Source organism: Hoyosella sp. YIM 151337, assembly GCF_026041215.1.
Classification (GTDB): domain Bacteria; phylum Actinomycetota; class Actinomycetes; order Mycobacteriales; family Mycobacteriaceae; genus Hoyosella.
In genome coordinates this window covers 43,575-55,581 of record NZ_JAPEIQ010000028.1, presented here as the reverse complement: position 1 = coordinate 55,581, position 12,007 = coordinate 43,575, and the positions used below count along the sequence as shown (strand labels likewise).

At 63.5% G+C, this 12,007-nt stretch carries 14 protein-coding genes; 10 read left to right on the top strand and 4 right to left on the bottom strand.

Annotation, left to right across the window (positions count from 1 at the left end; all coding sequences use genetic code 11):
- The first annotated feature begins 356 nt into the window (after positions 1-356).
- Positions 357-749, top strand: a complete 393-nt coding sequence (locus ONR57_RS14310) for a PaaI family thioesterase (protein ID WP_265124316.1) — start codon at positions 357-359, stop codon at positions 747-749.
- Positions 750-811: 62 nt separating this feature from the next.
- On the opposite strand, the gene ONR57_RS14305 is transcribed toward ONR57_RS14310, so the two are convergent.
- Positions 812-2,212: an NAD(P)/FAD-dependent oxidoreductase gene (locus ONR57_RS14305; RefSeq protein WP_265124190.1), complete on the bottom strand. Its 1,401-nt coding sequence runs from the start codon at positions 2,210-2,212 to the stop codon at positions 812-814.
- A 228-nt stretch (positions 2,213-2,440) separates the two neighbouring features.
- Between ONR57_RS14305 and ONR57_RS14300 the strand changes: the two genes are divergently transcribed.
- The 6 genes from ONR57_RS14300 (at position 2,441) to ONR57_RS14275 (ending at position 8,562) form a co-directional block, all read left to right on the top strand.
- Positions 2,441-3,010, top strand: a complete 570-nt coding sequence (locus ONR57_RS14300; protein WP_265124189.1) for an alpha/beta hydrolase — start codon at positions 2,441-2,443, stop codon at positions 3,008-3,010.
- 91 nt (positions 3,011-3,101) lie between these two features.
- Positions 3,102-4,385 carry an NAD(P)/FAD-dependent oxidoreductase gene (locus ONR57_RS14295; RefSeq protein WP_265124315.1) on the top strand — a complete coding sequence of 428 codons (1,284 nt, stop codon included), beginning with the start codon at positions 3,102-3,104 and terminating at the stop codon, positions 4,383-4,385.
- The gene (locus ONR57_RS14290; RefSeq protein ID WP_265124188.1) at positions 4,382-5,161 is read left to right on the top strand and encodes a DUF1365 domain-containing protein; all 780 of its coding nucleotides are present in this window, start codon (positions 4,382-4,384) and stop codon (positions 5,159-5,161) included. The genes ONR57_RS14295 and ONR57_RS14290 overlap by 4 nt, the downstream gene beginning before the upstream one ends.
- The gene (locus ONR57_RS14285) at positions 5,158-6,456 is read left to right on the top strand and encodes a cyclopropane-fatty-acyl-phospholipid synthase family protein (RefSeq protein ID WP_265124187.1); all 1,299 of its coding nucleotides are present in this window, start codon (positions 5,158-5,160) and stop codon (positions 6,454-6,456) included. Before ONR57_RS14290 ends, ONR57_RS14285 begins: the two co-directional genes overlap by 4 nt.
- Positions 6,456-7,787 (top strand): class I SAM-dependent methyltransferase, encoded by a 1,332-nt coding sequence (locus tag ONR57_RS14280; protein WP_374116446.1) that lies wholly within the window; start codon positions 6,456-6,458, stop codon positions 7,785-7,787. The genes ONR57_RS14285 and ONR57_RS14280 overlap by 1 nt, the downstream gene beginning before the upstream one ends.
- A complete protein-coding gene (locus ONR57_RS14275) occupies positions 7,780-8,562 on the top strand; it encodes a DUF1295 domain-containing protein (RefSeq protein WP_265124186.1) in 783 nt (260 codons plus the stop codon). The genes ONR57_RS14280 and ONR57_RS14275 overlap by 8 nt, the downstream gene beginning before the upstream one ends.
- Here ONR57_RS14275 and ONR57_RS14270 read toward each other — a convergent pair.
- Positions 8,551-8,985, bottom strand: a complete 435-nt coding sequence (locus ONR57_RS14270) for a nitroreductase family deazaflavin-dependent oxidoreductase (RefSeq protein ID WP_265124185.1) — start codon at positions 8,983-8,985, stop codon at positions 8,551-8,553. The two genes, ONR57_RS14275 and ONR57_RS14270, sit on opposite strands and share 12 nt — an antisense overlap.
- 202 nt (positions 8,986-9,187) lie before the next feature.
- Here ONR57_RS14270 and ONR57_RS14265 point away from each other — a divergent pair, with 202 nt between their 5' ends.
- The 3 genes from ONR57_RS14265 to ONR57_RS14255 all read left to right on the top strand — a co-directional run bounded on the left by ONR57_RS14265 (position 9,188) and on the right by ONR57_RS14255 (position 11,135).
- Positions 9,188-9,658 carry an Hsp20/alpha crystallin family protein gene (locus ONR57_RS14265; RefSeq protein WP_265124184.1) on the top strand — a complete coding sequence of 157 codons (471 nt, stop codon included), beginning with the start codon at positions 9,188-9,190 and terminating at the stop codon, positions 9,656-9,658.
- Between the two features lie 77 nt (positions 9,659-9,735).
- Positions 9,736-10,362 (top strand): nitroreductase, encoded by a 627-nt coding sequence (locus ONR57_RS14260; RefSeq protein ID WP_265124183.1) that lies wholly within the window; start codon positions 9,736-9,738, stop codon positions 10,360-10,362.
- Positions 10,363-10,370: 8 nt separating this feature from the next.
- Positions 10,371-11,135 (top strand): fructosamine kinase family protein, encoded by a 765-nt coding sequence (locus tag ONR57_RS14255; protein ID WP_265124182.1) that lies wholly within the window; start codon positions 10,371-10,373, stop codon positions 11,133-11,135.
- Here the strand turns inward: ONR57_RS14255 and ONR57_RS14250 are convergent.
- Both ONR57_RS14250 and ONR57_RS14245 read right to left on the bottom strand, forming a co-directional pair.
- Positions 11,127-11,633 carry a DUF309 domain-containing protein gene (locus tag ONR57_RS14250; protein ID WP_265124181.1) on the bottom strand — a complete coding sequence of 169 codons (507 nt, stop codon included), beginning with the start codon at positions 11,631-11,633 and terminating at the stop codon, positions 11,127-11,129. The two genes, ONR57_RS14255 and ONR57_RS14250, sit on opposite strands and share 9 nt — an antisense overlap.
- A 43-nt stretch (positions 11,634-11,676) precedes the next feature.
- Positions 11,677-11,907, bottom strand: a complete 231-nt coding sequence (locus ONR57_RS14245) for a hypothetical protein (RefSeq protein ID WP_265124180.1) — start codon at positions 11,905-11,907, stop codon at positions 11,677-11,679.
- Positions 11,908-12,007 lie beyond the last annotated feature (100 nt).

Genomic DNA, 12,007 nt, shown 5'->3' with positions numbered 1-12,007 from the left:
ATGGGTATCACTTCCAGGAGTAGAGTCAACCCGTTGTGATTTAGGTGAGGCTCACCTATTCTCTATGGAGACGGTGTCCGAGCCGAAACAGGCCAATAACGGGACCGAGCGGTGTACTGAGGGCTGCAGTTACACCCGGTCCATGCCAGGATGGGCCCTGCGCGCTAGACGTGCAGGGCCCATCGTTCTGTCATCGTCGGCCTTTCGTTGAAGCTTTGTGACACGATGCGTCTTAGGGTGAGGGCAGACCCGCAAGCGCCGCGTCCAGAAAGGGAAACTCGATGACGTCTTCTGGCGACGAGAGCACCACCACAGCCGTGACAGATCCGGACTACTACGAGCAACTCGAAGAGTTGATGAATCGGGGGATGGGGGAGTACCTCGGTCTCCGCTTCACCGAGATCACGCCGGACTCGGTGCGCGCGCACTGGCACATCCGTGCGGACATGCATCAGCCCGCAGGGCTCGTGCATGGCGGCGTGTACTGCGCGGTGGTCGAAACTGTTGCGTCGCTCGCCGGAAGCGTGTGGCTTGGTGATCGCGGCCATGTGGTTGGCGTCAACAACAACACGGATTTTCTCCGGGCCGTCCGTGAGGGGACGCTCCACGCTCATGGCATCCCCATGCACCGCGGCAGGCTGCAACAGCTCTGGCTCGTGAATATCACGGACGACCAGCACAAACTTGTGGCTCGCGGGCATGTGCGCCTGCAAAACATCACCGACCCGGGACGGCTCGGTTCCGGCTGAAATTCTCCGGTTCTCAGTAACGAGACTAAGGGGGCCAGTTCGCATCGAACTGGCCCCTTCTGTCAGCTAGCTGCGCGCTTGTCCGCGGTGTCCTTCTCGCTGGCGTTGCGCTTCGACTCGATCTCCTCGAGGTGGTCGATCGCCAGCCGCGCGGTCATCCACTGCTCGGTCACGGTGAGCTGGGCGCGGGAGTTGGTCAGGAAGGTCACCAGCCACGAGAACAGGGTGGCAACCCGGCTCTTGAAACCGACGATGTACACCAGGTGTACGGCGAGCCACATCAGCCAGCCGATAAAACCACTGATGTTGATCTTTCCAATTTGAGCGACAGCGCTGTACTTCGAGACAGCGGCCATGTTGCCCTTGTTGAAGTACTTGAACGGCTTGCGCTCGGGCAGCGGCTCGCCCTTGGCGGCCGCTTTCACTTCACGTTTGACGGTCCGGCCGGCGTAGCGGCCACCCTGGATCGCCACCTGCGCCACACCGGGCAGCTTGTCGAGCGACATCATGTCACCAAGGACGAAGATGTTGGGGTTGCCCTTGATCGTCAGATCGGGGTTGACCATCACGCGGCCGGCACGGTCAAGCTCGGTACCGGTCTGATCGGCGAGGATCTTGCCGAGTGGGCTGGCGGCCACACCAGCGGCCCACATTTTGCAGTACGAGGTGATGCGCTGTTCGTTGCCGTCGGCGTCCTTCACAACGAGGCCGTTTTCATCGACGTCGGTGACGAAGGTGTTCAGCATGATCTCGACGCCCAGCTTCTCGAGGCGGCGGTGCGCCTTGCCGCCGAGCTTTTCGCCGAACGGCGGCAGCACCTGGGGAGCTGCGTCGAGCAGGATGATTCGGGCCTGCCCCGGATCGATGTGACGGAACGTGCCGACGAGGGTGTCACGTGAGAGTTCGGCGATCTGACCGGCCATTTCGACACCTGTCGGTCCGGCGCCTACCACCACGAACGTCAGAAGCTTCCGCTGCTCGGCGGGGTCGGTCGACAGCTCGGCGAGTTCGAACGCGCTGAGGATCTTTCCGCGCAGTTCGAGCGCGTGGTCGACCGTCTTCATGCCCGGCGCGAACTTCGCGAAGTGGTCATTACCGAAGTACGACTGCTCCGCACCGGCGGCGACGATGAGGGAATCATAGCCGGTAACGGTGATGTGCCCGAACTGCTCCGAAGTCACGGTGCGGTTCTTCACATCGATGTCAATCACCTCACCCATCAGGACCTGCGCGTTGCGCTGCTTACGCAGCACCACCCGGGTGGGCGCCGCGATTTCCCCGACCGAAAGGATGCCAGTGGCCACTTGGTACAGCAGCGGCTGGAACAGGTGGTGAGTGGTACGGGCAATGAGCGTCACCTCGACATCGGCCCGCTTCAGCGTCTGGGTCGCGAACAAGCCGCCAAAGCCGGAACCGATGACGACGACGCGGTGCCGCTGAGAAGTATCGGGCTGGTTACCCATTGCTGGCTCCTTCAATCGCACTTCGGACCTTCCAAGAGTAGTGAGCACCGGACCCCTAAAGCCAACCGGACCCCGCCTCTCGCAGATTCCCTCACCCTCAAATTTCCCTCATTCCCCGTGAAATATCCGGTCAATGTGGTGCGGATCGGGGCACGAGAGCCGATGTGAAACGCGCCATATTGTTTCTGGCCTACCAAACCGGCGGCGCCGCTGGGCCGAACGCAGGATATGAACACGACGGTGCTCGTGCTGCCGGGAGGCAAGCCTGAAAGCGTTCGGCCCGCACGCGCGTGGCATCTGTCCGCATTGCGCATGCGCCCATTCACCACAGCGATCAGGGCTGCAGGCCTGCCGGCGATCCAGATCCAGTACGGACTGCGCGGCTGGAACGGTCGTGGCGCACGGGCAATCTCGGACGCTCTCGCTGTGCTCGAGAACGAACGAGTGCGGCGGCCAGGGGGGTCGTTCATCCTGCTCGGCCACTCGATGGGGGGCCGCGTCGCAGCCTGCTTGGCTGGTCAGGCCGATGTCATGGGAGTGGTTGCGCTGGCGCCGTGGTGGCCAGGTGGTGAGGGCTATCAGTTCCGCCCGGGACAGCAGCTCTGCGTCCTGCATGGCACGGCGGACCGGTGGACAAGCCCGGATGCGTCGCGCCGTGAAGTAGTCGCGGCCGCGCGGCGCGGAGTGCATGCCTCCTGGACTCCAGTCGAGGGGGCCGGCCACTTCATGCTGCGGAAGCCGGCGTTCTGGCATCAGTGGGCCTGCGAACAAGTCGTGCGCATTGCTGAGCAGGAGTGAGGGCAATCCGTGAGCGGATGGACTCCGAATCTCCCACATCAAGGTGACTCTTCATTATTCGACGCAGTACTTCTTTCAGGACGGTGAGCAGATGCCGGATCTTGCGGCGCCGCGACGAGTCGCGGTCATTGGAAGCGGCGTGGCGGGCCTCACCGCGGCCTGGGTTCTGCAGCGCAATGCTTTCGTCACGCTGTATGAAAAGGACGGCCGGCTGGGTGGGCATGCTGACACGCATGAGGTGAGCACGAGCGGCGGCCCGCTGGCGGTGGACACCGGTTTCATTGTCCACAACGACCGCACGTATCCGACGTTGCAGCGCTTGTTCGCTGAACTCGGCGTCCGCACGCAACGCACGGACATGAGCATGTCAGTCCGCTGCGAAGGTTGCGGACTGGAGTATGCCGGCGGCAAGAAAGCTGGCGGATTGTTTCCCTCGTGGCGCACGGCCGCGCGGGGGCGCTACTGGCGGATGTTGCTGGAGGTCAAACGTTTTCACGAGGCGGCGCAGTCGTTGCTGGAGAGCTCTGGAGACGAGAACGAGGGCGAGACCCTCGGTGAGTTCCTGCAGCGCGGCGGCTTCAGCGACTACTTCAGCAGCCACTTCATGACACCGCTTGTATCGGCTGTGTGGTCGTGCAGTCCCGATACGGCGCTCCAGTACCCAGCACGGTACTTGTTCGCCTTTCTTGAGCATCATGGCATGCTCAGCGTTACGGGTTCGCCGCCCTGGCGGACAGTGGTTGGAGGATCTCGCGAATACGTGCGGCGGGTCGCTGCCGCGCTCTCTGAAGTCCGCTCGAACTGCGCGGTGTCCTCGGTTCTCGAGCGAGCGGACGGTGTCGAGGTAATCGACACGCAAGGGGAGGTCCGCTATTACGCCGCGGTCGTGGTGGCAACACACCCCGCACAGGCGCTCGCGCTACTCAAGGAACCGACAGATGCGCACCGTGACGTACTCGGCGCGATGCCGTACACACCCAACAATGCGCTGTTGCACACGGACGAGGCTGTTCTGCCGAGGCTCCCGCGTGCGCGCGCGTCGTGGAACTACCGTCTTCCCGCGTGCGATGCGCGCCCCGAAAGCGTTCTCGTCAGCTATGACATGACGCGGCTGCAGCGTCTTGATTCGCGCGAGGGCCGCCGCTACCTGGTGACGCTTGGCGGGGCCGGGGTTGTGGCCTCAGACGCGGTGATCGACCGTATGGAGTACGAGCACCCGCAGTACACGCCGTCGTCGCTTGCCGCGCAACAGCGGCTGCCTGAACTGAACACTGATCGGGTTGCGTTCGCCGGTGCATATCACGGATGGGGTTTCCACGAGGACGGCGCGGCAGCGGGCCTGAGGGCAGCGCAGCATCTTGGCGGTGCCTGGTGACCCGCTCCTACCCAGGTGCGCTGTACCGCACCGAAATTCGGCACGTACGGAAATCTCCGCTGCACAACGAGTTCACTTACCGAAGCGTCTGGTGGCTGGTGAACGTCGATCGGCTGCCGGTGCTGCCTCTATGGCTGCGCCCGTTCGCGCGGTTCACCGCCCGCGATCACTTCGATGGCCGCCAGCCGACTATTCGTGCCGGCGCTGATTCGTTCCTCGCCGAGAATGACATCGATCTGGGCGGCGGTGAGGTGTGGATGCTCGCGAACGCGCGGGTGCTGGGCGTGAACTTCAATCCGCTCTCAGTGTTCTGGTGTTTCGGGGCTGATGGCAGACTGCGCGCCGTGATCGCCGAGGTGCACAACACCTACGGTGAGCGGCATTGCTACCTGTTGGACGCTGCGGCCGCGGAACCAGGGGGGACGCTGACAGACAAGGTGTTTCGCGTGTCGCCGTTCAACGGAATCGACGGACGGTACCGAATCAGGCTGCCATTTCCGCGGGAGACTCTGACCGCGAGTGTCGAACTCCACCGGGCAGGTGAAGCGGCCTTCATCGCATCGGTATCTGGTTTCCGGCAAGACATCTGTACGCGCTCGGTGCTGCGAGCACAGCGCGAACTCCCCGTCCCACCATTGCGCGTGTTTTTCCAGATTCGCTGGCAGGGCGTCGGCCTGTGGCTGCGCGGCCTTCCTGTTGTGCGCACAGACCGCGCAGATACTGCCCTGACAGATGACCGGCAAGAGCGCAGTGCCCGCAGAAAGGTTAATCAGTGACCGTTCAGACAGCAGATATTCGCCGTGCTCCTAGATCCGGAGTCGACCCGGTTCGCTGGCCGGACATCGCGCATGTTCCGCAGGCCGCTGGGCTGCGTGCGCGGATTGCGCGCACGCTGTTTCGCCATGCGGTGTCGCGCTTGCCAATCCGAGTTGAGGCCTCCGACTGCGGCCCGGTGGCAGGTCCGGGCGTCGCCGGGAATGGTTCAGGCGCGCCGTGCATGGTGATTCATGACGAGGACGCGTTCTTCGCGCGACTCGGCACTGGCGGGCTGATTGGTTTCGGTGAGTCATACATGGCGGGGGAGTGGGACACCAGCGACGTCCACGGTGTGCTCACCGCGTTTGCGGACCGCGTGGCGGATCTTGTACCAGCGCCGTTGCAGCTGTTGCGGCCGATAGCCGTGCGCCGTCAGCCCAGCGCGGAACGCAACAGCGTCCGCAATACCCGGTCAAATGTGTCCCGCCACTATGACCTGTCGAATGAGTTCTTCGCGCTGTTCCTGGACGAGACGATGACCTACTCGTCCGCACTGTTCGATGATCCCGCCACCGCGGAGTGGGCTGATCTCGCGGCCGCGCAGCGGCGAAAGATAGATCGTCTGCTTGATGTGACGGGGGTCGGTCCGGGCACTCGGCTTCTCGAAATCGGTACGGGCTGGGGCGAGTTGGCGATTCGGGCTGCGCAGCGTGGCGCCAGCGTCACGACGGTGACGCTATCGGCGGCGCAGAAGCAGCTCGCCGAGGCGCGCGTCAAGTCTCTAGACTTAACTAATCGAATTCAAGTTCAGATGCTTGACTATCGCCTCGTGGAAGGCCAGTTCGACGCAATAGTGTCAGTCGAAATGATCGAGGCGGTCGGTTACCAGTATTGGCCAGCGTACTTCCGTAAACTTGACGAACTTCTTGCACCTGGCGGTGCGGTGGCAATCCAGGCCATCACCATGCCGCACCAGCGGATGCGCGCAACGCGCAACACATATACCTGGATTCACAAGTACATCTTCCCTGGCGGGCTGATTCCGTCGGTGACGGCGCTGTCGCGAACTGCGGAGCACCACACGGCATTACGCCTTCGCGACCGTTTCCAGATGGGTGCCCACTACGCGCGGACGCTTCGATTGTGGGAGGAGCGCTTCAGTGCCCGGTTTGGCGAGGCACGCCGACTGGGGTTCGACGACGTGTTCCGGCGGATGTGGAAATTTTATCTTGCCTATTCGGAAGCGGGTTTCGCCTCGGGCTACCTCGATGTCGAACAACTTGTGTTTCACAGAAACGATTCGGAGGCGGCATAGTGTCAGACCACACGCGCAACGGAACGGCCCTGCGACGCTCGCCAAACGAACCCTCTGTCGCTGCGCTACTCGCTGACATCCTTGCGCCCGTGACGGGATCCCCGCTGCCCGTGCGTCTTCAGGCTTGGGACGGCAGCTGCGCGGGCCCAGCGGGTGCGCCGGTTATCAGTATCAATAGCACGAACGTGCTGCGCCGACTACTCTGGCGGCCAGGGGAACTCGGTGCCGCGCAAGCCTACGTGACCGGGGAGCTCGAGGTTGAGGGTGATCTGGGGGACGCGCTCGATCATGTTTGGGCTACGGTACGCGAGCGCGGCCTCGGCCCGGTCCTGCCCACCGTGCGCCTGCTGCTGCGGACCGCGCGTGCGGCCCGGCAACTCGGCGCAATCCGGCGACCGCCGCCGCCCCCGCTATCACAAGCCCGCATCGGCGGACGTCTGCACAGTCTGCGCCGCGATCGCCAGGCAATCAGCCACCACTACGATATGTCGAACGAGTTCTACGGGCTCATCCTCGACGGTGCGATGGTGTACTCCTGCGCCTACTGGACCTCCGATGAGCCCACTTACACGCTGGCGGATGCGCAGCGCGATAAATTTGACCTCGTGTGCCGGAAGCTCGGCTTGCAGCCTGGAATGCGGGTGCTGGATGTGGGTTGCGGGTGGGGAGGTTTCGCGGTCCATGCAGCCCGGAACTACGACGTCGACGTCGTGGGTGTCACCCTTTCGAAGGAACAGAAAGCCTTCGCGGACAAGCGAATCTTGGCCGAAGGTCTCGATGGCCGCGTGGACATCCGGCTTCAGGACTACCGCCGCATCTCCGATGGTCCGTTTGACGCGGTCGTGTCGATTGAGATGGGCGAGCACGTAGGCCGGGGCAACTACCCGCGGTATGCGCGCGCGCTCTATGACAACGTCAAACCCGGCGGAGGCGTTTTGGTTCAGCAAATGTCGCGTCAGGGCCGTCACCCGGGCGGCGGCCCGTTCATCGAGTCGTTCATCGCCCCCGATATGGATATGCGCCCTGTTGGCGAGACGATAGCCATGCTCGAATACCCAGGGCTCGAATTGCGCGATGTCCATGCGCTGCGTGAGCACTACGTACGCACTGTGGCGGCATGGAATGAACGCCTGGAATCCAACTGGGCGAAATTGGTTGACGTGACCAGTGTGGAGACGGCGCGGGTGTGGCGGCTGTATCTGACTGGCGGGGGGCGGGCGTTTCGGGATGGCCGCATGGGAGTTGATCAGATGCTCTTCGTTCGGCCAGGAAGCGTGGGCCGATCCGGCCTTCCCGCGGTGCGCATGAAGAGCGGAGCCGCAGATGGGTAGTTTCACCGCCGTCACCCTCGCGTCGCTTGTTGCTGTCTGTGTCGTGATGGCTGTGACGGCGGTGGCGGGGTTTCGATTGGGGCGTCATAACGTGGTCGACGTCTCGTGGGGGCTTGCGTTCGTCGCGGTAGCTGCATCCGCCTTTCTCGCCGGGGACGGGGAGTTCGCGCGGCGGCTGGTTCTGTTAGCGCTCGTCAGCGTCTGGGGTGCCCGGCTCGCGTGGCATATGTTCCGGCGGACGAGCGGGCATGGGGAGGACCCGCGCTACGCGGAAATGCTCGCGCGCACTGGGGGTAATCCGGTGTGGGCGGCGGTCCGCAAGATCTACCTGACTCAGGCTGCCGCCGCATGGTTTGTCTCGCTGCCGATCCAGGTTGCTGCGGTCTCCAGCGGCGTACTGGGGTGGATCGCCTTCGCAGGGATTGTGTTGTGGATGACTGGCATCGCCTTCGAGGCGGTCGGTGACTACCAGTTGCGGCGCTTCAAGGAGTCACCGGCACATCGCGGCAAGGTCATGGATCGCGGGTTGTGGGCATGGACGCGTCATCCGAACTACTTTGGGGATGCGTGCGTCTGGTGGGGCATCTTCCTCATTGCCGCTGACGCGTGGCCTGGCGTGCTGACGGTGCTATCGCCTGTCCTCATGACGTACTTCCTTGCGTTCGCGACCGGCGGGAAGCTGCTGGAGAAGTACATGCAAGACCGTCCCGGCTACGCTGAGTATCAGCAGAGAGTGAGCTTCTTTTTTCCGCTTCCGCCGCGGTCACACGCGTGACAGCACCACAACCGGAATAGGTCGCGGCGTCATCTTCTGATACGCGTGGTAGCGGTTCTTGTTCACAGCGTTCGCCGCCGCCCACGCGTCGCCGTATCCTTCGTCGCCCGGATACAAAACGTGTGCGGTTGCGGGGAAAGTCTCACGGCCGATCTGTACCGTGACGCCAGGATTGGCAGTGACGTTGTGAAGCCAGCCGGGGTTCGTGCGTGCACCGCCATTCGACGCTACGACGGCGTAACCGGTGGGCACGGTGGCATACGTGAGCGCGCTGACACGCTTCTTCCCGGTTTTGCGCCCCGTCGTGGTGAGCAGCAGTGTGGGGATACCGAGAAGTTTGTGGCCCAATCGGCCGCCCGAACGTTGGTACAGCGCCTGGTGTGCCTGCAGGGTCTTCACAAAGACGGTCGTCGCGATGCTCATTGATCTCCCTTGATCGATGTGGCGCTGCTTTGAGAATACGGGAACCTTCAAGCAAGCATTAGAGCTTGACATTAGCAAATCAAGTTTCACACCTGGACTGTAGATTGAGCGGAATAGACTCAATTATCGATTGGTTATGTCAATCGCAAGGGTGTGGCGGAGAGCCCGCCCAAAAGGCACATCAACGAGCAAGGAGAGAGAAATGGCAGTGCCAGTCCGCCGGCGTCCTGTTTCCCCTGTGTTTGGTCACTCGCTATTCGGCCGCGACCCGTTCCGCGAGGTCGAAGAACTGTACGACCGGGTGGGCCGATGGTTCGAAGCGCCTGAGAACGAAGTCGGAACCAGTGCCTGGATTCCCTCGGCTGACATTGAGGAAACCGATCAGGCCTACACCGTCGAAGCAGAACTGCCGGGAGTGAAGAAAGGCGACATCACCGTCGAGTACCGCGATGGCGTGCTGCAGATCGCGGGGGAATCAAAGGAGACCGCACGGTCCGGCGTGATTCACCGCAAGACCCGCCGCACCGGACGGTTCAGCTACCGGGTAAGTCTGCCCGGTGAAGTCGATCTTGAACGGATCGACGCCGCCCTCACCGACGGCGTGCTGACGGTCACGCTGCCGAAAGCGGCGCCCGCGCCCGAGTCTGTACGGCGGATCGACGTTCGCAGCTGACACGCGTCGGGCTACCGAGCTGCGGTCTGGTGAGGTGCCGGGCCGCAGCTCCCGGTAACGCGCTACCGTTATTCGCGATGGATGCTGAACATTCTGCCTCGCACACCGCTGCCGAGCCCCGGCGGCCGCACAGTGCCGTCGAGGCAATCGCCGCGCGCAGGTCATACCTGACGCTGACCGACGATTCTCCGAGTGACGCTGAGATCACGGAACTCGTTCAGGCGTGCACCTCCGTGGCGGACCACAAAGCGCTGCGCCCGTGGCGCGTCATCACGCTGCGCGCGGCGGCGCGCGAGCGCTTCGGCGCCGCGATCGTCAAGCACGTCTACGGCGATCCGGCCGAACTCGACGATGCCGACGACATCGAGGACGCCCACAAGCTTGCTGGCAAGCCCTTGCGAGCGCCGCTCCTCATCGCGATTGTGCTGCGTCGCGTGCAACACTTCACCGTCCCAGAGTGGGAGCAGTTAGCGAGCGCCGCCGGTCTCGGCCATCTGCTCTCCCTCGCCCTGTTCGAGCGCGGCTGGGGCGTGGTCTGGCGCACCGGGCCGTTCACCACCATGCCGGAAGTCGCTGAGGTGCACGGCCTCGCCGAGAACGAGAAGCTATTAGGCTGGCTGTATGTCGGTGGCATCGATCCGTCCGACGCCAAACCGCGCAACCGGCGAATTGATGCCGAGCAACTGATCACACGCCTTACCTGACGGATGAGATGCGCACTTTCCGGAAACACGACCCGAAGCATCCTGACTTCTATTTCGCCGAGCGTGCGGGCCTGGAGTGGCTGCGTGACGCCGGGCTGCCAGTGGCCCAGGTGATTGATTGCGGCACAGACTTCATCGAACTCGAGCGGCTTGACAGCGTCGCGCCAAGTGCCGAAGCGGCGCGCCGATTCGGACAGCAGCTCGCGAAGGCGCACGGCGCGGGCGCTGCCGGATTCGGCGCAGCACCGGATGGCTACAAGGGACAGCTGTTTATCGGCACCCAGCCAATGCCATCCGGCCCGGATGCGGTGCATGACGCGTGGGGAGAATTCTATGCCCTGGAACGCGTGCTCCCATTTCTTCCGAGAGCCCGGAAGCTGGGCATGGTCACGGCCGCGACAGTGGCCGTCGTGGAGCGGGCCTGTGAGCTCATCGCTGCGGGAACGTTCGATGACGATGCGCCGCCTGCACGCATTCACGGTGACCTGTGGGCCGGAAATGTGATGTGGACATCTGCGGGGGGAATTGCGATCGACCCAGCCGCGCACGGTGGGCACCGTGAAACAGATCTGGCGATGCTGGAACTCTTTGGCTGCCCGTACCTCGATGACATTGTGCACGGATACCGGTCGGTGTGTGAGCTCGAAAATGACTGGCTGCAGCGACTGCCGCTGCACCAGTTGCACCCGCTTGCGGTCCATGCTGCCGGTCAGGGAGCCCACTACGGTCGCGAGCTAGAGCGGGCAGCCAGGGCGGTCCTGCTCCTAGCGTAGGTTTCGCGTCAACGCCGGTGGCTCGAGCCAGCGGGGACCAGAATCGCGCGACTCATTGAGTTCGCCGGCGGTGCGCACCGCCCACGCGCGCACCGCGTCGACGTCGATTGTGTACGGCTGCGTGCCAGCGAACATCTCTAGGTGCTCGGCTGCGCGAATAAGCAGCCGAGCCGCGCCAGTCCGGTTTCCCCGCGCTGCGTGTGTGATACCAACTGCGAGTTGCGCGAGCCCCTTCCACAGATCACGCCACTCGCGCGGTGCAGATTTCCAGGCGTCCTCGAAAACCTCATGCGCATGAAACGGCAGCTTCTGCCCGAACAAGTCGGCGGCCATGGTAATTGTTTCCTGCGGCTCCCGGACCGCACCTTCCTCTAGCCGCGCAACACCCTTCGCGCCGTAGGGGAGCGGCCGGCCAAGCGCGTCACGCGGACGGGCGTTTAGCGCCCGGCCCTCGTCATCGCGATCCCGCGGAACGCTGCGTCCCCGCGCCGGTGTCATGTCCCCATCGTTACTACACGCGGCGCCAGACCGAAAGAGGGGCTCACGCCGTGAGTGCACCCTGGTACTCCGCGGCGCACGCGCACTCCGGAAGCAGCGCAGCGCAGTCGAGGACCCACAGGTGCCGGTCTGCGAACGGCATCGTGCACTCGCTGCTGGTGCACTCCGCCGAACCTTCAGCATGGATGATGAGGGTCCCGTGGCAGTGGTCGAGCTGCGCCATGCATTCGCCGCACCGCGGGCCTTCGTCTGGCCTGTCTTGCTCTTGTCGCATGCCCTTCTTCTACCAGCCAGCACCGACAACTTCGTGCTCCGACACGGGAGTGCTGTGACTGAGCACACATGAACGCCTCTCAACATGCAATTTTCGTTAC

Bases quoted from the DNA above. Each gene is read 5' to 3' on its own strand.
- ONR57_RS14295 (WP_265124315.1), top strand. From the start codon at position 3,102: ATGCCGGATCTTGCGGCGCCGCGACGAGTCGCGGTCATTGGAAGCGGC.
- ONR57_RS14305 (WP_265124190.1), bottom strand. From the start codon at position 2,212: ATGGGTAACCAGCCCGATACTTCTCAGCGGCACCGCGTCGTCGTCATC.
- ONR57_RS14245 (WP_265124180.1), bottom strand. From the start codon at position 11,907: ATGCGACAAGAGCAAGACAGGCCAGACGAAGGCCCGCGGTGCGGCGAA.
- ONR57_RS14250 (WP_265124181.1), bottom strand. From the start codon at position 11,633: ATGACACCGGCGCGGGGACGCAGCGTTCCGCGGGATCGCGATGACGAG.
- ONR57_RS14270 (WP_265124185.1), bottom strand. From the start codon at position 8,985: ATGAGCATCGCGACGACCGTCTTTGTGAAGACCCTGCAGGCACACCAG.
- ONR57_RS14265 (WP_265124184.1), top strand. From the start codon at position 9,188: ATGGCAGTGCCAGTCCGCCGGCGTCCTGTTTCCCCTGTGTTTGGTCAC.
- ONR57_RS14310 (WP_265124316.1), top strand. From the start codon at position 357: ATGAATCGGGGGATGGGGGAGTACCTCGGTCTCCGCTTCACCGAGATC.
- ONR57_RS14260 (WP_265124183.1), top strand. From the start codon at position 9,736: ATGGATGCTGAACATTCTGCCTCGCACACCGCTGCCGAGCCCCGGCGG.
- ONR57_RS14275 (WP_265124186.1), top strand. From the start codon at position 7,780: ATGGGTAGTTTCACCGCCGTCACCCTCGCGTCGCTTGTTGCTGTCTGT.
- ONR57_RS14300 (WP_265124189.1), top strand. From the start codon at position 2,441: ATGAACACGACGGTGCTCGTGCTGCCGGGAGGCAAGCCTGAAAGCGTT.
- ONR57_RS14255 (WP_265124182.1), top strand. From the start codon at position 10,371: ATGCGCACTTTCCGGAAACACGACCCGAAGCATCCTGACTTCTATTTC.